Origin of the sequence: Klebsiella sp. P1CD1 (genome assembly GCF_003790505.1) — a bacterium.
GTDB lineage: Bacteria > Pseudomonadota > Gammaproteobacteria > Enterobacterales > Enterobacteriaceae > Klebsiella > Klebsiella variicola.
Window position 1 is genome coordinate 1,315,618 of the sequence record NZ_CP033631.1, and the last position, 20,618, is coordinate 1,336,235.

The following is a 20,618-nucleotide window of genomic DNA, read 5'->3' on the forward strand; positions in this document are numbered from 1 at the left end:
CGACACACTGTTTAAGTGTGTTCGAGTCTCTCAAATTTTCGCGACACGATGGTGTTTTACGAAACATCTTCGGGTTGTGAGGTTAAGCGACTAAGCGTACACGGTGGATGCCCTGGCAGTCAGAGGCGATGAAGGACGTGCTAATCTGCGAAAAGCGTCGGTAAGGTGATATGAACCGTTATAACCGGCGATGTCCGAATGGGGAAACCCAGTGTGATTCGTCACACTATCGTTAACTGAATACATAGGTTAACGAGGCGAACCGGGGGAACTGAAACATCTAAGTACCCCGAGGAAAAGAAATCAACCGAGATTCCCCCAGTAGCGGCGAGCGAACGGGGAGCAGCCCAGAGTCTGAATCAGCTTGTGTGTTAGTGGAACGGTCTGGAAAGTCCGACGGTACAGGGTGATAGTCCCGTACACCAAAATGCACAGGTTGTGAACTCGAAGAGTAGGGCGGGACACGTGGTATCCTGTCTGAATATGGGGGGACCATCCTCCAAGGCTAAATACTCCTGACTGACCGATAGTGAACCAGTACCGTGAGGGAAAGGCGAAAAGAACCCCGGCGAGGGGAGTGAAAAAGAACCTGAAACCGTGTACGTACAAGCAGTGGGAGCACCTTCGGGTGTGACTGCGTACCTTTTGTATAATGGGTCAGCGACTTATATTCTGTAGCAAGGTTAACCGTATAGGGGAGCCGCAGGGAAACCGAGTCTTAACTGGGCGTTAAGTTGCAGGGTATAGACCCGAAACCCGGTGATCTAGCCATGGGCAGGTTGAAGGTTGGGTAACACTAACTGGAGGACCGAACCGACTAATGTTGAAAAATTAGCGGATGACTTGTGGCTGGGGGTGAAAGGCCAATCAAACCGGGAGATAGCTGGTTCTCCCCGAAAGCTATTTAGGTAGCGCCTCGTGAACTCATCTTCGGGGGTAGAGCACTGTTTCGGCTAGGGGGTCATCCCGACTTACCAACCCGATGCAAACTACGAATACCGAAGAATGTTATCACGGGAGACACACGGCGGGTGCTAACGTCCGTCGTGAAGAGGGAAACAACCCAGACCGCCAGCTAAGGTCCCAAAGTCATGGTTAAGTGGGAAACGATGTGGGAAGGCACAGACAGCCAGGATGTTGGCTTAGAAGCAGCCATCATTTAAAGAAAGCGTAATAGCTCACTGGTCGAGTCGGCCTGCGCGGAAGATGTAACGGGGCTAAACCATGCACCGAAGCTGCGGCAGCGACACTATGTGTTGTTGGGTAGGGGAGCGTTCTGTAAGCCTGCGAAGGTGGCCTGTGAGGGTTGCTGGAGGTATCAGAAGTGCGAATGCTGACATAAGTAACGATAAAGCGGGTGAAAAGCCCGCTCGCCGGAAGACCAAGGGTTCCTGTCCAACGTTAATCGGGGCAGGGTGAGTCGACCCCTAAGGCGAGGCCGAAAGGCGTAGTCGATGGGAAACAGGTTAATATTCCTGTACTTGGTGTTACTGCGAAGGGGGGACGGAGAAGGCTATGTTAGCCGGGCGACGGTTGTCCCGGTTTAAGCATGTAGGCGGAGGTTCCAGGTAAATCCGGTACCTTTTAACGCTGAGGTGTGATGACGAGGCACTACGGTGCTGAAGTAACAAATGCCCTGCTTCCAGGAAAAGCCTCTAAGCATCAGGTAACATTAAATCGTACCCCAAACCGACACAGGTGGTCAGGTAGAGAATACCAAGGCGCTTGAGAGAACTCGGGTGAAGGAACTAGGCAAAATGGTGCCGTAACTTCGGGAGAAGGCACGCTGGTGTGTAGGTGAAGTCCCTGCGGACGGAGCTGAGACCAGTCGAAGATACCAGCTGGCTGCAACTGTTTATTAAAAACACAGCACTGTGCAAACACGAAAGTGGACGTATACGGTGTGACGCCTGCCCGGTGCCGGAAGGTTAATTGATGGGGTTATCCGTAAGGAGAAGCTCTTGATCGAAGCCCCGGTAAACGGCGGCCGTAACTATAACGGTCCTAAGGTAGCGAAATTCCTTGTCGGGTAAGTTCCGACCTGCACGAATGGCGTAATGATGGCCAGGCTGTCTCCACCCGAGACTCAGTGAAATTGAACTCGCTGTGAAGATGCAGTGTACCCGCGGCAAGACGGAAAGACCCCGTGAACCTTTACTATAGCTTGACACTGAACATTGAGCCTTGATGTGTAGGATAGGTGGGAGGCTTTGAAGCGTGGACGCCAGTCTGCGTGGAGCCAACCTTGAAATACCACCCTTTAATGTTTGATGTTCTAACGTAGGCCCCTGACCGGGGTTGCGGACAGTGTCTGGTGGGTAGTTTGACTGGGGCGGTCTCCTCCCAAAGAGTAACGGAGGAGCACGAAGGTTAGCTAATCCTGGTCGGACATCAGGAGGTTAGTGCAATGGCATAAGCTAGCTTGACTGCGAGCGTGACGGCGCGAGCAGGTGCGAAAGCAGGTCATAGTGATCCGGTGGTTCTGAATGGAAGGGCCATCGCTCAACGGATAAAAGGTACTCCGGGGATAACAGGCTGATACCGCCCAAGAGTTCATATCGACGGCGGTGTTTGGCACCTCGATGTCGGCTCATCACATCCTGGGGCTGAAGTAGGTCCCAAGGGTATGGCTGTTCGCCATTTAAAGTGGTACGCGAGCTGGGTTTAGAACGTCGTGAGACAGTTCGGTCCCTATCTGCCGTGGGCGCTGGAGAATTGAGGGGGGCTGCTCCTAGTACGAGAGGACCGGAGTGGACGCATCACTGGTGTTCGGGTTGTCATGCCAATGGCACTGCCCGGTAGCTAAATGCGGAAGAGATAAGTGCTGAAAGCATCTAAGCACGAAACTTGCCCCGAGATGAGTTCTCCCTGAGACTTTAAGTCTCCTGAAGGAACGTTGAAGACGACGACGTTGATAGGCCGGGTGTGTAAGCGCAGCGATGCGTTGAGCTAACCGGTACTAATGAACCGTGAGGCTTAACCTTACAACGCCGAAGCTGTTTTGGCGATTTGAGAGAAGATTTTCAGCTCTGATACAGAGTCCGAAGGATTTTGCGCTGAGACAAGGCGGCAAACGAGGCGATGGAAGGAGCATACATAAGTATGTGACTGACACTCGCGAGAGCAGCCAACGCAGTATGAGCGCAAAAGACACAGGACGAGCACAAAGAATTTGCCTGGCGGCACTAGCGCGGTGGTCCCACCTGACCCCATGCCGAACTCAGAAGTGAAACGCCGTAGCGCCGATGGTAGTGTGGGGTCTCCCCATGTGAGAGTAGGGAACTGCCAGGCATCAAACAAGTAAAAAGCCCATCCTGCCGGATGGGCTTTTTGCGTTTCAGTGGTCCGGCAACCGTGCCGGCATGTCTCCCCGGTGGCGCTGCGCTTACCGGGGCTACGGATTCGCACCCGCCCTGCACGACCTGTAGCCCGGACAAGGTGCGCAGCACCGCCTCCGGGGAAAACCCTGCCATACCCGCCCCATTATCTTCATTCAAAGCAACATAAAACCCCGTCGTGGTAATCCCTTCATCATAATCTACTTTTTCCTTGCCCCTGCGCTGGCGTTAATCGCGAAAACCACTCTTACGAAAAAAAATGTGAATACAGTCACATATAAAGATATAACAATTATATAACATTTAGTTCACTAACTAATTTGTCTACGTGACGTGGTACGCCCGACAAGACAGATTGCAGTCTTTGCTGGAGCAATATAACAATGACAGAAAGTAGCATTACCGAACGGGGCGCGCCGGATCAGGCCGATACCCGTCGTCGTATTTGGGCAATAGTTGGCGCTTCCTCGGGGAATCTGGTTGAGTGGTTTGATTTTTACGTTTATTCATTCTGCTCGCTCTATTTCGCCCATATCTTTTTTCCATCTGGCAATACCACCACCCAACTGCTGCAGACGGCAGGCGTATTTGCCGCCGGATTCCTGATGCGTCCCATCGGCGGATGGCTGTTTGGTCGAATCGCCGACCGCCGCGGACGTAAAGCCTCCATGCTTATCTCGGTGTGCATGATGTGCTTTGGCTCACTGGTGATTGCCTGTCTGCCGGGTTATGCGGTCATCGGCACCTGGGCCCCGGCGCTGCTGCTGCTGGCGCGTCTGTTCCAGGGGCTGTCTGTTGGCGGAGAATACGGCACCAGTGCGACCTATATGAGTGAAGTCGCGGTGGAAGGTAAGAAAGGCTTCTATGCCTCCTTCCAGTACGTTACGCTGATTGGCGGTCAACTGCTGGCGGTATTAGTGGTTGTCGCGCTCCAGCAGGTGCTCAGCGATGAAGATCTCCATGCCTGGGGATGGCGTATTCCTTTTGCTCTTGGGGCGGTACTGGCTATCGTCGCGCTGTGGCTGCGTCGCCAGCTGGACGAAACCTCAAAGCAGGAGACCCGGGCGCTGAAAGAGGCTGGATCATTTAAAGGGTTGTGGCGCAATCGCCGGGCCTTCGTGATGGTGTTGGGCTTTACCGCCGCCGGATCGCTGACCTTCTACACCTTTACTACCTATATGCAAAAGTATCTGGTCAACACGGCGGGCATGACGGCTAGCACCGCCAGCGTGATCATGACCGCGGCGCTATTCGTTTATATGCTGGTTCAGCCGCTGTTCGGCGCCTTTTCGGATAAAGTTGGCCGTCGCACCTCCATGCTGTGCTTTGGCGTGCTGGCGACGTTATTTACCGTGCCTATTCTCAGTGCTCTGCAGAAGGTGAACTCACCGTATGCCGCCTTCGGACTGGTGATCTGCGCCTTGCTGATCGTCAGTTTCTATACCTCTATCAGCGGCATCCTGAAAGCAGAGATGTTCCCGGCTCAGGTCCGCGCGCTTGGGGTAGGGCTTTCCTATGCCGTCGCGAACGCGCTGTTCGGCGGCTCTGCGGAGTATGTCGCGCTGTCGCTTAAGTCGGCGGGGATAGAGCACGCGTTCTACTGGTATGTGACGGTGATGGCGGCCATCGCCTTCCTGGTTTCCCTGATGCTGCATCGTAAGGGAAAAGGCCTGCGCCTGTAACGCTTACTGGTGCGCCAGTTGCCACACAGCATAGCCGGTGGTCGCGCCGGCGACATCCCAGGCGAAATCTTTCCAGCTCCAGCCGCTCCCTGCCGGGCGGCTGTCCCAAAGCTCTTTTGACGCGCCAAGACTGATGGAAAACATCAGGCCAATGGCGGCGCTGCGGTCCCGGCTGTAACCCTGATGTTGCGCATACTCATTGCCGGCGGCAGACAGCATCGCCGAGGCCAGAAAATGCTGGGCTTTGTCCTGACCGGACCATGCATCATTTGCCATGTGGCTGCAGCCCGTTAACAGCAGCGATGTCATCACTATTATCGAACGCATAGCGCTTCCAGAAAAAAGCCCCGTCGACGCGGGGCTGATAGTCAGAGAATACGGCTGATCAACCGGTCAATGCGGATCCGTCGCAGGCGGCGGATCAGTTTTCGCACTTTCACCGGATAGTCGGCGATACTTTGCAGATCCCGATAATGTTTCACTACCGTGGTGTGGGTGCGGATGAGCTTCAGCTCTTTTTCCCGCATGGCCCCCAGCTGCCGCTTTGGATCGTGGATCAGAATGGCGTTTTCCAGATCGAGCCGCCAGGCGCGTGGGTTAAGGTTGTTGCCAGTGAGCAGCATCCACTCATCGTCAACCCACATGCCTTTCAGATGGTAGCTGTTATCGTCATCCTTCCACAGGCGAACGATCAGCTGATCGGTATTGACATAATATTGCAGTCGGCTGAGGAAACGCCGCAGGTTGATCTCATACAGATAGGGAAGCGCACCGATAATTTTAAACGGTTGATCTTCCGGAATGTAGAAATCGTTAGCGGTTTTATCGCCGACAATAATCTCCACCTGTTTACCGTCCCGCAGCAGCTGGATGATATTTCTCACCAGTACGGCAGGGAGGTTGAAGTAGGGGGTACAGATCGTCAGCTTGTGCTCGGCACAAGGCATCAGGTGAAAAATAGTTTTGTTCAGCAGGCTGGATTTCCCCAGTCCTACCAGCGGGGTGACGGAGAGTTCTTCGTCACCAGCGGTGCCGACAAAATGGTAGCTGCGGTCGCGGAGCTCCTGACGGTACTGGCGAATGTCGTTTTTGATTTCCGGGCTTTTTGGCCGATCCGGTCTGTCGAGACGATTAACGCCGCGCCCCTGAACCAGATTATTGTCGACCCAGTCGAACATGACGTCCGCCATTTTGCCGTTACGGATGCACTGATAGCGGTCATAACGGTACTTGTCGTGCTGATGCAGATAAACATCGTTCAGGCTGGCGCCACTGTAGAGGACGCTGTCATCGATAATAAAGCCTTTGAAATGGAGAACGCCGAGCGCCTCCCGGGTATTAATCGGCACGCCGTAAACGGGGATATCCACACCTGGGTTTTCATCGGCCATCCGGCAATACCAGTCGGCATTGGTGTTGGAGGCGGCGGCGCCGATACGACCACGTTGAGCACGGTGCCAGTCTACCAGAACGCGGACATCCAGTTCCGGACGCTGGCGTTTGGCGTCGTAGAGAGCCTGCAAAATTCCTTTTCCGCCATCATCTTGCTCCAGGTAGAGCGCAATAATGCATATACGCTGAGTGGCGTGGGCAATCCGGGTCAGTAACGCTTCCCTGAAATCCGCAGGGGCGTAAAAGAACTCTACATCATCAACTGACTGAGAAAGCTTAGGGAGTTGGGCAAGGTGTTGTTGATGTTTATTACGCTTAAATTTTGACAACATCACAGTGCGTTTCTTCTCTGTTTATTGAAGGGTCTTCTGTACCATGCAGACGACGTAAGCGGGCAATAATACCATTACTACCCGCTAATGTGGTCAACAATTGCGGTCAGCGTGACGCGATTATCCCTGATTCAGGGGCAGCGATAGACTGACAATCCCATCTTCCAGCTGAATATCAACGGTGAATCCCAGCTTTCTGGCCAGGCCGATCATGCCTCTGTTATTCGGCATCGTAATGCCATTAAGGCGTTGCAGGCCATGGCTTTGTGTATAAGCGATCAGCTTTTCCAGCAGCCTTCGCCCCAGGCCTAACCCTTTTAAATCTGAACGGACCAGAACGGCAAACTCGGCGTCAATATTGTCGGGATCGGATATCGCCCGCGTTACGCCGAGAATTTCGCTCTTCTCTGCGGTGGTCCTGACGGCAACAAACGCCATTTCACGATCGTAGTCGATCTGCGTCATATTGGCTAAATCGTCGTGGGTAAATTCGTTGATCTCACTAAAATAGCGATAATAGAGATCTTCTTTGGTGACCTGAGCGATAAACGCGAGCAGCTGCGGCTCATCTTCCGGAAGGATCGGCCGAAACAGGCAGCGATCGCCATTTTTCATTACCACCCACTCCTCCTGCTGGTGCGGATAGGGACGAATCGCAAGGCGGCTTTCACTGTCGCCGTCAAAGGGGGCCAGGCCTAGCGTGACGTCCAGCGCCGTAAACTCGTTGCCGGAGGCGAGCAGGGGATGAATGTCCAGGCGCTGGATCTCCGGGCAGTCGACGATCAGATTCGATACCTGAACCAGCAGCTGGCTCAGGCCCGCGATATCCAGCGGGCGCAATGCGCTGCGACCGCGGATCTTTTTATTTTTGATCGCCTGGATCACCAGATAACGCGCCAGGTTCATATTCAACGGCGGCAGCGCCACCGCGGCCTGATCCTCGGCCCGCCACTCCACGCCGCCTTCGCCCAGCATAATCAACGGGCCGAAGACGGGATCGTGTTCAACCACCACTCTCAGCTCCTGGGCGCCGGCGCGATTAGCCATACTCTGCACCAGCAGACCATGGATGCGCGCCTTGGGCCAGGCCAGTCTGACGCGATCGATCATCGCATCTGCCGCCTGCTGCACCTCGGCGGCGGTACGCAGATAGAGCATGACCCCCTGTACTTCCGATTTGTGCGGGATATCCGGAGAACGCAGCTTCAGCGCGACCGGATAGCCTATCTGCTCAGCGATATGCACTGCTTCTGCGCTGTCAGCGGCAATCCATGTCGGCAGAGTATGGATGCCATAGGCCCGGAGCACCGGGCTGACCTCATGGGTATCCAGCGTGGTGGCGCCGTCATCTATCGCTTGCTGCAGCAGAGCATGCGCTTCGCTGGTATTGGCGGTTAACGAATCCGGTAGCACCGGCGTCTCGCGCAGTTGTTTCTGGTTGCGACGGTATTCCACCATATGCATAAAAGCGGTGATCGTGCCCTCTGGCGTACGGTAGGTTGGGAGGCCGGCATCGCTGAATAAACGTCGCGCTTCCTGCGAGGAAAATTCGCCGCACCAGTTGGTCAGCACGGTGACATATTTACCGCGCGGATGATGCTTCAGAGCGTCAATCAGGGCCAGCGCACTCTCCGTGCCCGGCGCGGCCGCGCTGGGCGAGTGGATCACCAGCAGCGCGTCATAGTCCTGACTGTTGAGCAAAATATTCACGGCCTGCTGATAATGTTCGCTGCTGGCATCATCCCGCAGATCTAATGGGTTGGCGATCTCGACGCCAACCGGCAACGCCTGGCGCAGGGCGTCGCGGGTCTCCTCGCTGAGGACCGCCAGTTTGCCATTACGCAGCCAGAGTTCATCCAGCGCCAGTGCCGCCGGTGCCGCGCCATTGCTGACGATCATCAGCTTTTCACCACGCAGCGGGCGCATATGGCTGAGCGTTTCCACGGCGGAGAACAGCTCATGGGTGTCCTGCACCCGCAGCAGGCCAGCACGCTGAATGGCTGCATCCCATGCCGGATCCATCCCGGAGTTGACGTGCAACAGCTTTTGCGCCGCGGGACTACGGCCGCTTTTAATCACCAGGATAGGCTTGTTTCGCGAAGCGCTGCGCGCGGCGGAGACAAACCGACGCGCGTCGCTTAGATGCTCGAGGTAAAGCAAAATGGCGCTGGTCTTGCTGTCGCGGGCCAGAAAGTCCAGCAGGTCATCGACATCAATGTCCAGGCTATCGCCCAGCGCGATGAAGTAGGAAAACCCCATCTCGCGCTGCTGCGCCCAGTCAAGGATGGTATTAGAGACGGCGGCCGACTGCGAGATAAAGGCCAGTTTACCGCGATGGATCGCGACCGGCGAGAAGCTGGCGTTCAGGCCTTGCCACGGCGCCAGCAGTCCCAGGCTGTTTGGGCCGAGCAGGCGCATCTGATAGCGCGCGGCGCATTCGAGCAGCGCCGGATACTGTTCCGGCTGCGAAGAGAGAATGATGCAGGTTTTACACCCTTTCTGCCCTAAGGCTTCGAGCAATTCGATATTACGCCGGGCGTTAGTACAGAGCACCGCCAGATCCGGCGTAAACGGCAGGCTCTCAATCGTGGGCCATGCCAGCACCCCGAGCACCGCCTTCCAGGCGGGGGTCACCGGCAGTACCGGGCCATTGAAACCGCCGGCTAACAGGTTGCGCATCATGAGATAGCCAGCGCGCTGCGGCTTCATTGATGCGCCAATAACGGCGATGGACTTTGGTCGCAGCAGTGCTTCCAGGCCTCGTTGGCTCATACCGGTCTCCTTTCATCCCAGTGACCGAATGATTTTAAACGTTTTCCACCTGGTCCGCTGTGATACTGCCCTTATGCTGGGTTTTTCCCGCCAGATAGCGGGTCCGGAAGCGGGTGAAGTGCTCGCCAAGCGCAGCGGCGGCCGGGGCATCGCCCGCCAGATCCAGCAGGGCGATGGCTACTTCCGCGGTACAGTATTGTCCGTCGGCGTGCGCCTCGCGCAGATGATAGGCAGAGATGCGTGACAGATCGACGGAGATTATCGGTAGCGCGTCAAGATAAGGGCTCTTGCGGAACATTTTGCGCGCTTCGGTCCAGGTGCCGTCGAGCATAATAAATAGCGGCGGCTTGCCGGACGGCGGCGCGCTCAGGATCTGGCGCTCCGGCCCGGCATAGGAGGCAGGGAAAACCACCATCGGTTGATAATCAGGATGCGCGACCAGATCGAGCAGCGCCTGCGGCGGCTCGGTTCTCGACCATTGAAAAGCCTCGGTATCAGGCAGAATATCGGCGATGAGCCGGCCGGTGTTGCTGGGCTTCATCGGTTCTGTATCAAACATCACCAGGCAGAAGCGGCTGGTGGCCTGCGCTGGCACTAATGTTGCGCACAGGCACTGCTTGAGCGGCAGCAGGCAGCGCTGACAGCGGCGGATGCGGTTGCCGCGAGCAAGGAAAGGCCGGGTAGCACGCGCGAGGCGTTCAGCGCGCAGGCGAAGGACTGCGTTTTCAATCATGGGAGTCGCTAGAGAAAAACGCTATTGTCGCAGAGGTGAAAACGGGGCACAAGCGGTGCCCCGGAAGGATTACTGTTGGCCGGCTTCGTTCAGCCAGCTATCAAATGGCGCTTTTGGCACCGCGCCATTGAGCATGTCGATCACTTCGCCATTTTTGAACATCATAATGGTCGGGATGCTGCGGATACGAAACCGGGCGCTAAGCTCACGTTCCGCTTCGGTGTTGACTTTCACAAAACGCATCTTCCCGCTACGCTCTTCCGCGACATCTTCAAAGATCGGCGCGAAGCTACGGCAGGGGCCGCACCATGGCGCCCAGAAATCGACAACGACCGGCAGATCGTCCTTTAAGAGTTTATCCAGCGTTGCCCCGGTCGCGTTGATGACGTCGCCGTCAAAAAGATCGTGACCGCAGCGTCCGCACTTTGCGCCATCCGCGCTACGATCGTCCGGGAGGCGGTTCAGAACCTGACAACTGGCACAAACGGTATTCATAACTAACCTCTGGTTATGGGTTGCAACGTGGCACGTGGCCGATATGTTTCTGTGATGTTACATATTATCGATTAAGTGTTATTTAAGGACAATGCGTTTTGTTCGATGAGTGCAATAGAGGCCGGCTTTTAAACGAAATCATGGCGAAGCGATGACACATCGGGTAATCTGCGCGCTTCGCGCAGCGCAGGTGGAGAAAATTGATGAGCGACGAACTGAAAAATAAAAGCGGCAAGGTCAAAGTGATGTATGTCCGCAGTGATGATGATTCTGACAAACGCACCCATAACCCACGTACCGGGAAAGGGGGAGGTCGTCCAGGAAAATCTCGTGTTGACGGCCGCAGCCGCCCTGCGCGTGACGAACGAAACAGCCGCGGCGACGATCGCAAACGTGACGACCGTAAGCGTGACGATCGCAAGCGCGATGATTTTCATCGTGACGATGCGTCTCCGTGGCGTACCGTTTCCCGTGCTCCTGGCGATGAGACGCCGGTAAAAGAAGATCACGGCGGGATCAGCGGGAAGAGCTTTATCGATCCGGAAGTGCTGCGTCGTCAGCGTGCGGAAGAGACCCGCGTGTATGGCGAAAACGCCTGCCAGGCGCTGTTCCAGAGCCGTCCGGAAGCTATCGTTCGCGCCTGGTTTATTCAGAGCGTCACGCCCCGCTTTAAAGAGGCGCTGCGCTGGATGGCGGCCAACCGTAAAGCCTATCATGTGGTGGACGAAGCCGAGCTGGCGAAAGCTTCCGGCACCGAGCACCACGGCGGGGTCTGCTTCCTGATCAAAAAACGCCACGGCACCTCTGTTGCCCAGTGGGTCGCGAAGGCGGCAGAAGAAGATTGCGTTCTGGCGCTGGAAGACGTGGGTAACCCGCACAACCTCGGGGCGATCATGCGCAGCTGCGCGCACTTCGGCGTGAAGGGCGTGGTGGTTCAGGATGCTGGCGTGCTGGAGTCCGGGGCGGCGATCCGTACGGCGGAGGGCGGAGCAGAGCATGTTGAACCGATCACCGGCGACAGCTTTATCGATACCCTGGATCAGTTCCGCAAAGCGGGCTACGCGATTGTCTCAACGTCCAGCCATAATGGTACGCCGCTTTTTAAAGCCGAGCTGCCGAAGAAAATGGTGCTGGTGTTAGGCCAGGAGCGTGATGGTCTGTCCGATGCGGCGATTTCCAGCTCCGATCTCAGCGTTGCCATCGACGGTACCGGCAATGTCGAAAGCCTGAACGTCTCTGTGGCGACCGGCGTCCTGCTGGCAGAATGGTGGCGTCAGAACAAGGCGTAATTCGCCTGCCTGAATGCGAAAAAGCCAGCTGATGCTGGCTTTTTTATGGCTGTCGATCACTCGCTTTCGGCGGGGAGGACCGGCATCCAGTCGATCGGCGCTTCGCCGCGGTCAGCCAGCCACTGGTTGGTCTGTACGAAATGGTTGCTGCCAAAGAAGCCGCGATGCGCAGAGAGCGGCGATGGGTGCGGCGCCTTCAGCACGCAGTGGCGCTGACGATCGATAATCGCGCCTTTCTTCTGCGCATGAGAACCCCACAGCAGGAATACCACCCCCTCGCAATGCTCATTGATTAACGCGATAACCTTATCGGTAAAGGTCTCCCAGCCGAGGCTGGCGTGCGAGTGCGCCTGCCCGGCGCGGACGGTCAGGACCGTATTAAGCAGAAGTACGCCCTGACGCGCCCAGCTTTCGAGATAACCGTGAGTGGGGCGAGTAAAGCCGGGGATCGTGGCCTCCAGCTCTTTGTACATGTTCAAGAGCGAGGGCGGGATCGCGACGCCCGGGCGAACCGAGAATGCCAGACCGTGGGCCTGACCCGGGCCGTGATAGGGATCCTGGCCGAGAATGACGACTTTGACGTCGCCCAGCTCGGTAAAGCGAAACGCATTGAAGACGTCTTTTTGCGGTGGGTAGATGGTGATCCCGGACTGGCGCTCTTCGGCGACGGTCTTCAGTGTATTGAGAAAATAGGGTTGTTGCTTTTCATCCGCCAGCACGTCATGCCAGGTTAAAGAGGTGGTCATCTTGCTCTCCTGCAAAGGGTCATCGCTATAGCTTAACGGCTTCTTTCTACAGAACAAAATCGGCACGGCTTGATGTGGGCTTTTATGCAAAAAAAATTGAAAATTTACAAAATTATTTATGAGACCCCATGGGCTAACTTGATGTAAAACAATAAAATCCCCCTATACCCACTTTGTGTGAGTGGTTTTTATTGATTTATATCAAGGAATGCCGAGGGTGCGGCTGATATATATACACTCATACAACAATGGTTTTACCAATTGGCCGCGAAGAGGCCAAAATCGAATAAACACTGCCTGGGAGGCATCAAATGATTACTGGTATCCAAATTACTAAAGCGGCAAACGACGACCTGCTGAACTCTTTCTGGCTGCTGGACAGCGAAAAAGGCGAAGCGCGCTGCCTGTGTGCCAAAGGTGGTTTTGCGGAAGACGACGTGGTGGCGGTGAGCAAACTGGGTGAAATCGAATACCGTGAAATTCCGGTAGACGTGAAACCAGAAGTTCGCGTGGAAGGCGGTCAGCACCTGAACGTGAACGTGCTGCGTCGCGAAACTCTGCTGGACGCGGTTGAGCACCCGGAAAAATACCCGCAGCTGACCATTCGTGTTTCCGGCTATGCGGTACGCTTCAACTCCCTGACTCCGGAACAGCAGCGTGACGTTATCGCCCGTACCTTTACCGAAAGCCTGTAAGGCTGAAGCCAGATGTGAAAACGCCGGGATGTCCCGGCGTTTTTTTTACTCTTCAGTGGACGTTGATGGCGTCCCGGCCGCGCTTGGCTTACGGCGCTTACCGATATTTTTGGTGTCGCGGTGGCGTTTCTTCACCCGCGGTTTCTCTTTTTCTTTCTCTTTTTTCTCGGCGCGCTTCGCCAATACTTTCTTCGACGGTTTACCGGTTAACTTCTCGCTCGGCGCGCGGGTTTTCGGTCGCAATTCATCAATCACGCGGGCTTTCAGCGGTTCTTCAACGTAGCGGCTGATCTTGCCCAGCAGCAGGTGGTCATGCGCTTCAACCAGCGAAATGGCGATGCCTTTTTTACCGGCGCGGCCGGTACGACCGATACGGTGCAAATAGATATCGGCGGTGCGCGGCATGTCGAAGTTAAACACGTGGCTGACATCCGGGATATCAATACCGCGTGCGGCGACGTCGGTGGCGATCAGCACGTTCACGCGACCATCGGTCAGGCGTTTAATCGCTTCGTTGCGCTTAATCTGCACCATCTCGCCCTCCAGCCAGCAGGTGTTAATCCCTGCTTCGTGCAGCTTAGCGGCGAGTTCGTGAACGCGCTCGCGCTTACGCACGAAAACGATGGAGCGGGTTGCTTCCGGCTGCTTCAGCAAATGAATCAGCAGCGCAGTTTTATGCTCGATATCGTCGGCGCGATAGTACCACTGATGAATTTTTTTACGTTCGCGGGTCGATGGGGTAGCGGAGACTTCAACCGGCTCTTCCAGCAGGCGTTCGGCAAAATCTTTGATCGCATCGCCTTCCAGCGTGGCGGAGAACAGCATGGTCTGCTTACGCCAGCGGGTTTCACCGGCGATGGTTTCGATATCCTGAGCAAAGCCCATGTCCAGCATGCGGTCGGCTTCATCGAGGATCAGGGTCTCGACGGCGCGGCAGTCAAAGTTCTCTTCTTTAATATACTGCAGCAGGCGACCGGTGGTAGCGACCACGATATCCTGGTTTTCGCTGAACACTTCCGCGTGGTTCATGTACGCTACGCCGCCGGTAATGGTGGCGATATCCAGATGGGTATGCTTCGCCAGCTCGCGGGCGTGGTCAGCCACCTGCATCGCCAGCTCGCGGGTCGGCGTCAGGATAAGAATGCGCGGCGGCCCGGATTTCTTACGCGGGAAATCGAGCAGGTGCTGCAACGCTGGCAGCAGATACGCCGCCGTTTTACCGGTGCCGGTCGGCGCTGAACCGAGAATGTCACGGCCATCGAGCGCAGGCGGAATAGCGGCGGCCTGAATGGCTGTCGGGCGAGTGAAACCTTTATCCTGGAGGGCCTCCAGCAGGTTTTCGTCGAGTTCAAGTTCGGAAAAAGTCGTTACAGTCATGTTCTACCTCTGAGTGGGCCGCCGATTATAGACGTTACTGACGTAATGTTCATCTGTTTGTAAGGCTATCTGTTCTCCGGTATTGTGCATAGCCTTACGTTCAGGAGTTTTGTCGGCAAGGTTATTGAGGATGTCTCAGTCGAAGTTTGCGCTGCCGCGCAATGGTTTTACCTTCAAACAGTTCTTTGTCGCCCACGATCGTTGCGCGATGAAGGTGGGCACTGATGGCATTTTGCTTGGCGCCTGGGCGCCGATTGCCGGGGTGAAGCATGTGCTGGATATTGGCGCGGGCAGCGGCCTGCTGGCGCTAATGCTCGCCCAGCGTACCGGTCACGATGTGCAAGTCGATGCGGTCGAACTGGACGAGGAGGCAGCCGCTCAGGCGCGGGAAAATGCCCTCGCGTCACCGTGGTCTTCGCGCATAGAAGTCTGCCAGGCCGATATCCATCAGTGGCAGCCGTCGCAAACCCGACGCTATGAACTGATAATCAGTAACCCGCCTTTTTTTGCCGAAGGCGTGCCATGCGCTACCTCGCAGCGGGAGCAGGCGCGGTATACCACGACGCTCGATCACGCCTCCCTGCTGACCTGTGCCGCAGAGCATATCACCGAAGAAGGTTTTTTTTGCGTGGTGCTGCCGGTGGATATCGGTAATGCGTTTATCGAGCGGGCAACGGCGATGGGGTGGCATTTGCGACTGCGCACTGACGTGGCGGAGACCGAACTGCGGCCGCCGCACCGGGTGCTGCTGGCGTTCTCCCCGACGGCAGGAGAGTGTTTCAGCGACAGACTGGCGATCCGCGGGCCAGAGCAGCAGTACTCTGAAGGGTTTACTGCTCTGACCGGGGATTTTTATCTCTTTATGTGAGCCAGGGGCGACAGTATCGACGGGCCGCTGTTCGGCAGCGGCTGCGGATAGTCGAGGGTATAGTGCAGCCCGCGGCTCTCCTTACGTAACATCGCGCAGCGTACGATAAGCTCCGCCACCTGCACCAGATTGCGCAGCTCCAGCAGATTATTCGAGACGCGGAAGCGGGCGTAATACTCATCCAGCTCCTGCTGGAGCATGGTAATGCGCCGCAGGGCGCGCTCCAGTCTGCGCGTTGTGCGCACAATGCCGACATAATCCCACATCAGCAGGCGCAGCTCGTGCCAGTTATGCTGGATAACCACCAGTTCATCCGGGATCTCCACCTGACTTTCATCCCACGCCGGCAGGGTGGTGACCTTCTGAGCCAGCGGCAGGCGCCGGGCGATATCCTCCGCGGCGGACCAACCGTAGACCAGACACTCCAGCAGCGAGTTCGAGGCCATGCGGTTGGCGCCGTGCAGCCCGGTATAGCTGACTTCGCCGATGGCGTATAAGCCATCGACGTCAGTACGGCCATTATCATCCACCATCACGCCGCCGCAGGTGTAATGCGCGGCGGGGACGACCGGCACCGGATCTTTGGTTAAATCAATTCCCAGACCGAGCAGCTTTTCGTAAATCATCGGGAAGTGCTGGCGAACAAACGCCTCGGGTTTATGGCTGATATCAAGGAACATACAGTCAACGCCCAGGCGCTTCATTTCATGGTCGATGGCGCGGGCGACGATATCGCGCGGGGCCAGCTCGCCGCGCTCGTCAAAGTCCGGCATAAAGCGGGTGCCGTCCGGGCGTTTAAGGTGGGCGCCTTCGCCGCGCAGCGCTTCAGTAAGCAGGAAATTGCGTGCCTGTGGATGATACAGCGCGGTGGGGTGGAACTGGTTGAATTCGAGATTCGCTACCCGGCAGCCCGCCCGCCAGGCCATCGCAATGCCGTCTCCGGAAGAGACGTCAGGGTTAGTGGTATATTGATAAACCTTGGCGGCCCCGCCGGTCGCAAGCACCACCGCCTTCGCGCTGCAGGTTTCTACCCGCTCTTTATTGCGGTTCCAGATCCAGGCCCCGACCACCCGGCGCGTGCCCGGCAGGCCAATCTTGTCCGAGACGATCAAATCAACGGCATTGCTGCGCTCAATGATGCGGATATTAGGATGAGCAAGGGCTTTATCGACCAGCGTCGTCTCTACCGCTTTGCCGGTAGCGTCGGCGGCGTGAAGAATGCGTCGATGGCTGTGCCCCCCTTCGCGAGTGAGATGGTAGCTCTCTTCGCCATTGGCCTGGACCTGGGTGTCAAACAGCACGCCCTGATCGATAAGCCATTGTACGCACGGTCTGGCGTTGCTGGCGACGAAGGTGACCGCATGGCGATCGCAGAGTCCCGCGCCGGCGATCAGCGTATCTTCAACATGGGATTCGATACTGTCCGTCTCATCGAAGACGGCGGCAATCCCGCCCTGCGCATAGAACGTCGAACCTTCGCTGATCGGCCCTTTACTCAGCACCGTCACCGAACTGTGCTCCGCCAGGCGCAGCGCGAGGGAGAGACCGGCAGCACCGCTGCCGATAATCAACACATCACAAGAGAAGTCAGGAGTGGTATTCATCGTCTTTGTTTAATTTACTAAACACATTTAGCTCACAATAGCACCAGCGCGTGAGGAATCGTACATATTTTTTGCCTGGTGTTGTGACGGCTAAACAGAAGGGGCCGGGAAAAGGGGCGTCGTGCGGTAAAAAAGAGAAGTGGAGCAGGTTGTTAGCATTGGATTTTATAGTGAAATAAACACTGTGTTACGATACCCTTCAGTCGGGCCTGCGCTTTTTCTTATTGACTAACCTGTTGTTTAGCAACCTGGGCATATAATGATTGATAACGATCTGCCGCCGTTGCCAGACAAAAAACAAAAGCGTAACGGAACTTTATTGTTTTCATGCACTCCAACAGTCAGCTTGCTCATAATGCAGATTTTGGGTGGTGTTTTGAAGACGCATGGGAATTGGGTTTGGGGAGACATTACCTCGGATGAGCGAGCAGTTAACGGATCAGGTCCTTGTTGAACGGGTCCAGAAAGGAGATCAGAAAGCGTTTAATTTGCTGGTGGTGCGCTATCAGCATAAGGTCGCGAGTCTGGTTTCCCGCTATGTACCGCCGGGCGATATCGCTGACGTTGTTCAGGAATCGTTCGTTAAGGCATGGCGTGCGCTGGACTCTTTCCGGGGAGATAGCGCTTTTTACACCTGGTTATACCGTATCGCCGTCAACACGGCGAAGAATTATCTGGTTGCTCAGGGACGCCGTCCGCCGTCCAGCGATGTTGACGCCAACGAGGCGGAAAACTTCGAAAGCGGCGGGGCGTTGAAAGAAATTTCGAACCCTGAGAACTTAATGTTGTCAGAAGAACTGAGACAAATAGTTTTTCGTACCATTGAATCGCTCCCGGAAGATTTACGCATGGCAATTACGTTACGGGAGCTGGATGGCCTGAGCTATGAAGAGATAGCCGCTATCATGGATTGTCCGGTTGGGACGGTGCGTTCGCGTATCTTCCGGGCGCGAGAAGCTATTGATAATAAAGTTCAACCGCTTATCAGGCGTTGACGATAGCGGAATACTGGAAAAGGGTATCAGGCATGCAGAAAGAACAACTTTCGGCTTTAATGGATGGTGAAACGCTGGATAAAGAACTGCTCAACGAGCTGAGCCGTTCCTCTGAGATGCAAAAAACCTGGGAGAGCTATCACCTCATTCGCGATACGCTGCGTGGCGATACCGCAGAGGTGCTGCAATTCGATATCTCCGCCCGGGTGATGGCCGCCATTGAAAATGAGCCCGTTCGTCAGACGGCGCCGCTTATTCCTGAATCTCAGCCCGCACCCCACCAGTGGCGGCAGATGCCGTTCTGGAACAAAGTGCGTCCATGGGCCAGCTCACTCACCCAAATGGGCGTTGCCGCCTGCGTATCGCTTGCGGTTATCGTCGGCGTCCAGCACTATAATGGGCAGTCTGATGCGACTCAGCAGCCAGAGGCGCCAGTGTTCAATACCCTGCCGATGATGGGTAAAGCGAGCCCGGTAAGCCTTGGCGTGCCGGCTGACGCATCAGCGGGTAGCGGCCAGCAGGCGCAAGTCCAGGAACAGCGCCGCCGGATTAACGCCATGTTGCAGGACTATGAACTGCAGCGCCGCCTGCACGCTGAGCAGCTGCAGTTTGGCCAGGCCCAGACTCAGCAGGCAGCAGTCCAGGTGCCGGGTTATCAAACTTTAGGAACGCAATCGCAGTAATGAAGCAACTTTGGTGTGCCATGTCGCTCATGGCAGGCAGCCTGTTGTTCTCTGTCAACGCCTCGGCTGATACATCGTCCGGGGCGTTGTTGCAGCAGATGAACCTGGCCAGCCAGTCCCTCAATTATGAGCTGTCTTTCGTCAGCATCAATAAACAAGGCGTTGAGTCGCTGCGCTATCGTCATGCGCGACTGAACAATCAACCGCTGGCGCAACTGCTGCAGCTGGACGGCCCGCGCCGGGAAGTGGTCCTGCGCGGCACGGAAATCAGCTATTTTGAACCCGGTCTCGATCCTTTCACCCTCAACGGCGACTACATCGTCGATTCGCTGCCATCGTTGGTTTATAGCGATTTCAAACGCCTCTCCGCTGCGTATGATTTTATCTCCGTTGGCCGTACTCGTATCGCTGATCGCCTCTGCGACGTGATCCGCGTCGTAGCTCGCGACGGTACGCGCTATAGCTTTATCGCCTGGCTGGACGCCGAGACCAAACTGCCTCTGCGCGTCGATTTGCTCGACCGCGACGGTGAAACGCTGGAGCAGTTCCGGGTTGTCTCCTTCAACGTTGGCGATAACGTCAGCGCCAGCATGGAGACGCTGGCAAAAGCGAATCTACCGCCGCAGCTGTCCGTCCCTGAAGGGGGCGACAAAGCCAACTTCAACTGGGCGCCAACATGGCTTCCCCAGGGGATGGCTGAAGTTTCCAGCAGTCAGCGCCGTCTGCCCACTTTTGACGGTCCAGTCGAATCACGTCTCTATTCCGACGGCTTGTTCAGCTTCTCGATCAATATCAACCGCGCCACGGCGGCCAGCAGCGACCAGCTGTTGCGCACCGGCCGACGTACCGTCAGCACGACGGTACGCGATAATGCGGAGATCACCGTGGTGGGCGAACTGCCGCCGCAGACGGCGAAGCGTATCTCTGACAGTATTAAATTCAAGGCAGTACAATGATTAAAGAGTGGGCCACCGTGGTTTCCTGGCATAACGGCGTGGCGCAGGTGCACTGCGACGTTAAAGCCTCCTGCAGCAGCTGCGCTTCCCGTGCCGGCTGCGGTAGCCGGGTGTTAAACAAGCTGGGGCCGCAGACCAGCCATACCATTAGCGTGCCCTGCGAGCAGCCATTGGCCGCGGGGCAAAAAGTGGAGCTGGGGATCGCTGAAAGTAGCCTGCTGGGCTCAGCGCTGCTCGTCTATATGGCGCCGCTGGTGGGGCTGTTTGTGATGGCGTCCATTTTCCAGGTGCTGTTTGCCAGCGATATCGCGTCACTTTGCGGCGCGCTGCTGGGCGGCGTCGGCGGCTTCCTGGTGGCGCGCGGTCTGTCGCCGCAGCTGGCTGCTCGCCAGTCATGGCAGCCGGTGATTTTAAGCGTCGGTTTGCCGCCGGATCTGCTGCGTGTTGATACGCCCTCCTCTGAAATGGGGCAGTGATTTCACTGCCCCTCATCTTTATTTACTCTTCCTGTAACAACGCCACAATTTCTGCCGTTATGCTGGATCTAACAGCATTTCCTGGTTTCACGGATGTAGTGTAGAATGCGGCGTTTTCGGATTAAAAAACGTCAGGCACAGTACAGCGGCCTCATGATACTCGTAAGGCATAATTAACTCTAAAT

General features: G+C 56.2%; 17 protein-coding genes and 2 rRNA genes. 11 read left to right on the forward strand and 8 right to left on the reverse strand.

Features of this window, described 5'->3' with window-relative positions; genetic code table 11:
• The first annotated feature begins 80 nt into the window (after positions 1 to 80).
• The 3 genes from DTA24_RS06630 to DTA24_RS06645 all read left to right on the forward strand — a co-directional run bounded on the left by DTA24_RS06630 (position 81) and on the right by DTA24_RS06645 (position 5,020).
• Positions 81 to 2,984 (forward strand): 23S ribosomal RNA (locus tag DTA24_RS06630).
• 191 nt (positions 2,985 to 3,175) lie between these two features.
• Positions 3,176 to 3,291 (forward strand): 5S ribosomal RNA (gene rrf / locus DTA24_RS06635).
• A 430-nt stretch (positions 3,292 to 3,721) separates the two neighbouring features.
• On the forward strand, positions 3,722 to 5,020 hold the full coding sequence (locus DTA24_RS06645; RefSeq protein ID WP_082227928.1) for an MFS transporter: 1,299 nt from the start codon (positions 3,722 to 3,724) through the stop codon (positions 5,018 to 5,020).
• A gap of 3 nt (positions 5,021 to 5,023) precedes the next feature.
• Here the strand turns inward: DTA24_RS06645 and DTA24_RS06650 are convergent, their stop codons facing one another.
• The 5 genes from DTA24_RS06650 to trxC form a co-directional block, all read right to left on the reverse strand.
• The gene (locus DTA24_RS06650; protein ID WP_008803753.1) at positions 5,024 to 5,347 is read right to left on the reverse strand and encodes a YfiM family lipoprotein; all 324 of its coding nucleotides are present in this window, start codon (positions 5,345 to 5,347) and stop codon (positions 5,024 to 5,026) included.
• A 41-nt stretch (positions 5,348 to 5,388) separates the two neighbouring features.
• Positions 5,389 to 6,744 (reverse strand): CDP-diacylglycerol--serine O-phosphatidyltransferase, encoded by a 1,356-nt coding sequence (gene pssA, locus DTA24_RS06655; protein ID WP_008803754.1) that lies wholly within the window; start codon positions 6,742 to 6,744, stop codon positions 5,389 to 5,391.
• Between the two features lie 120 nt (positions 6,745 to 6,864).
• Positions 6,865 to 9,516 carry a bifunctional acetate--CoA ligase family protein/GNAT family N-acetyltransferase gene (locus tag DTA24_RS06660; RefSeq protein ID WP_110204161.1) on the reverse strand — a complete coding sequence of 884 codons (2,652 nt, stop codon included), beginning with the start codon at positions 9,514 to 9,516 and terminating at the stop codon, positions 6,865 to 6,867.
• Between the two features lie 34 nt (positions 9,517 to 9,550).
• Entirely contained in the window at positions 9,551 to 10,249 is a 699-nt protein-coding gene (tapT, locus tag DTA24_RS06665) for a tRNA-uridine aminocarboxypropyltransferase (RefSeq protein ID WP_012540848.1), read from the reverse strand.
• Positions 10,250 to 10,318: 69 nt separating this feature from the next.
• A complete protein-coding gene (gene trxC, locus DTA24_RS06670) occupies positions 10,319 to 10,744 on the reverse strand; it encodes a thioredoxin TrxC (RefSeq protein WP_123836604.1) in 426 nt (141 codons plus the stop codon).
• Between the two features lie 203 nt (positions 10,745 to 10,947).
• Between trxC and DTA24_RS06675 the strand changes: the two genes are divergently transcribed.
• Positions 10,948 to 12,033 (forward strand): tRNA/rRNA methyltransferase, encoded by a 1,086-nt coding sequence (locus tag DTA24_RS06675; protein WP_012967429.1) that lies wholly within the window; start codon positions 10,948 to 10,950, stop codon positions 12,031 to 12,033.
• Positions 12,034 to 12,089: 56 nt separating this feature from the next.
• Here DTA24_RS06675 and ung read toward each other — a convergent pair whose 3' ends face one another.
• On the reverse strand, positions 12,090 to 12,779 hold the full coding sequence (gene ung / locus DTA24_RS06680; protein WP_012540850.1) for a uracil-DNA glycosylase: 690 nt from the start codon (positions 12,777 to 12,779) through the stop codon (positions 12,090 to 12,092).
• Positions 12,780 to 13,090: 311 nt separating this feature from the next.
• Between ung and grcA the strand changes: the two genes are divergently transcribed.
• Positions 13,091 to 13,474 (forward strand): autonomous glycyl radical cofactor GrcA, encoded by a 384-nt coding sequence (gene grcA / locus DTA24_RS06685; RefSeq protein ID WP_002914084.1) that lies wholly within the window; start codon positions 13,091 to 13,093, stop codon positions 13,472 to 13,474.
• A gap of 45 nt (positions 13,475 to 13,519) precedes the next feature.
• Here the strand turns inward: grcA and srmB are convergent, their stop codons facing one another.
• Positions 13,520 to 14,851 carry an ATP-dependent RNA helicase SrmB gene (gene srmB, locus DTA24_RS06690; RefSeq protein ID WP_123836605.1) on the reverse strand — a complete coding sequence of 444 codons (1,332 nt, stop codon included), beginning with the start codon at positions 14,849 to 14,851 and terminating at the stop codon, positions 13,520 to 13,522.
• A 130-nt stretch (positions 14,852 to 14,981) separates the two neighbouring features.
• Here srmB and trmN point away from each other — a divergent pair, with 130 nt between their 5' ends.
• The gene (gene trmN / locus DTA24_RS06695; RefSeq protein ID WP_023323112.1) at positions 14,982 to 15,719 is read left to right on the forward strand and encodes a tRNA(1)(Val) (adenine(37)-N(6))-methyltransferase TrmN; all 738 of its coding nucleotides are present in this window, start codon (positions 14,982 to 14,984) and stop codon (positions 15,717 to 15,719) included.
• Here trmN and nadB read toward each other — a convergent pair.
• Positions 15,704 to 17,323 (reverse strand): L-aspartate oxidase, encoded by a 1,620-nt coding sequence (nadB, locus tag DTA24_RS06700; RefSeq protein ID WP_008803761.1) that lies wholly within the window; start codon positions 17,321 to 17,323, stop codon positions 15,704 to 15,706. The genes trmN and nadB overlap by 16 nt on opposite strands.
• A gap of 327 nt (positions 17,324 to 17,650) precedes the next feature.
• Between nadB and rseD the strand changes: the two genes are divergently transcribed.
• The 5 genes from rseD to rseC are packed head-to-tail and all read left to right on the forward strand — an operon-like array spanning position 17,651 to position 20,433.
• On the forward strand, positions 17,651 to 17,746 hold the full coding sequence (gene rseD, locus DTA24_RS29025) for a rpoE leader peptide RseD (protein WP_121980491.1): 96 nt from the start codon (positions 17,651 to 17,653) through the stop codon (positions 17,744 to 17,746).
• Complete coding sequence (gene rpoE / locus DTA24_RS06710) at positions 17,743 to 18,318, forward strand: RNA polymerase sigma factor RpoE (RefSeq protein WP_002914074.1); 576 nt, start codon at positions 17,743 to 17,745, stop codon at positions 18,316 to 18,318. The genes rseD and rpoE overlap by 4 nt, the downstream gene beginning before the upstream one ends.
• A 32-nt stretch (positions 18,319 to 18,350) precedes the next feature.
• Positions 18,351 to 19,001 (forward strand): anti-sigma-E factor RseA, encoded by a 651-nt coding sequence (rseA, locus tag DTA24_RS06715; protein WP_008803762.1) that lies wholly within the window; start codon positions 18,351 to 18,353, stop codon positions 18,999 to 19,001.
• The gene (gene rseB, locus DTA24_RS06720; protein ID WP_012540854.1) at positions 19,001 to 19,957 is read left to right on the forward strand and encodes a sigma-E factor regulatory protein RseB; all 957 of its coding nucleotides are present in this window, start codon (positions 19,001 to 19,003) and stop codon (positions 19,955 to 19,957) included. Before rseA ends, rseB begins: the two co-directional genes overlap by 1 nt.
• The gene (gene rseC / locus DTA24_RS06725) at positions 19,954 to 20,433 is read left to right on the forward strand and encodes a SoxR-reducing system protein RseC (RefSeq protein ID WP_008803764.1); all 480 of its coding nucleotides are present in this window, start codon (positions 19,954 to 19,956) and stop codon (positions 20,431 to 20,433) included. The genes rseB and rseC overlap by 4 nt, the downstream gene beginning before the upstream one ends.
• The last annotated feature ends 185 nt before the right edge of the window (positions 20,434 to 20,618 follow it).

Coding starts and splice junctions, on each gene's coding strand:
- rseD (WP_121980491.1), top strand. CDS start 17,651: ATGCACTCCAACAGTCAGCTTGCTCATAATGCAGATTTTGGGTGGTGT.
- nadB (WP_008803761.1), bottom strand. CDS start 17,323: ATGAATACCACTCCTGACTTCTCTTGTGATGTGTTGATTATCGGCAGC.
- pssA (WP_008803754.1), bottom strand. CDS start 6,744: ATGTTGTCAAAATTTAAGCGTAATAAACATCAACAACACCTTGCCCAA.
- trmN (WP_023323112.1), top strand. CDS start 14,982: ATGTCTCAGTCGAAGTTTGCGCTGCCGCGCAATGGTTTTACCTTCAAA.
- DTA24_RS06645 (WP_082227928.1), top strand. CDS start 3,722: ATGACAGAAAGTAGCATTACCGAACGGGGCGCGCCGGATCAGGCCGAT.
- rseA (WP_008803762.1), top strand. CDS start 18,351: ATGCAGAAAGAACAACTTTCGGCTTTAATGGATGGTGAAACGCTGGAT.
- srmB (WP_123836605.1), bottom strand. CDS start 14,851: ATGACTGTAACGACTTTTTCCGAACTTGAACTCGACGAAAACCTGCTG.
- rseB (WP_012540854.1), top strand. CDS start 19,001: ATGAAGCAACTTTGGTGTGCCATGTCGCTCATGGCAGGCAGCCTGTTG.
- rpoE (WP_002914074.1), top strand. CDS start 17,743: ATGAGCGAGCAGTTAACGGATCAGGTCCTTGTTGAACGGGTCCAGAAA.
- rseC (WP_008803764.1), top strand. CDS start 19,954: ATGATTAAAGAGTGGGCCACCGTGGTTTCCTGGCATAACGGCGTGGCG.
- ung (WP_012540850.1), bottom strand. CDS start 12,779: ATGACCACCTCTTTAACCTGGCATGACGTGCTGGCGGATGAAAAGCAA.
- grcA (WP_002914084.1), top strand. CDS start 13,091: ATGATTACTGGTATCCAAATTACTAAAGCGGCAAACGACGACCTGCTG.
- DTA24_RS06650 (WP_008803753.1), bottom strand. CDS start 5,347: ATGCGTTCGATAATAGTGATGACATCGCTGCTGTTAACGGGCTGCAGC.
- trxC (WP_123836604.1), bottom strand. CDS start 10,744: ATGAATACCGTTTGTGCCAGTTGTCAGGTTCTGAACCGCCTCCCGGAC.
- DTA24_RS06675 (WP_012967429.1), top strand. CDS start 10,948: ATGAGCGACGAACTGAAAAATAAAAGCGGCAAGGTCAAAGTGATGTAT.
- tapT (WP_012540848.1), bottom strand. CDS start 10,249: ATGATTGAAAACGCAGTCCTTCGCCTGCGCGCTGAACGCCTCGCGCGT.
- DTA24_RS06660 (WP_110204161.1), bottom strand. CDS start 9,516: ATGAGCCAACGAGGCCTGGAAGCACTGCTGCGACCAAAGTCCATCGCC.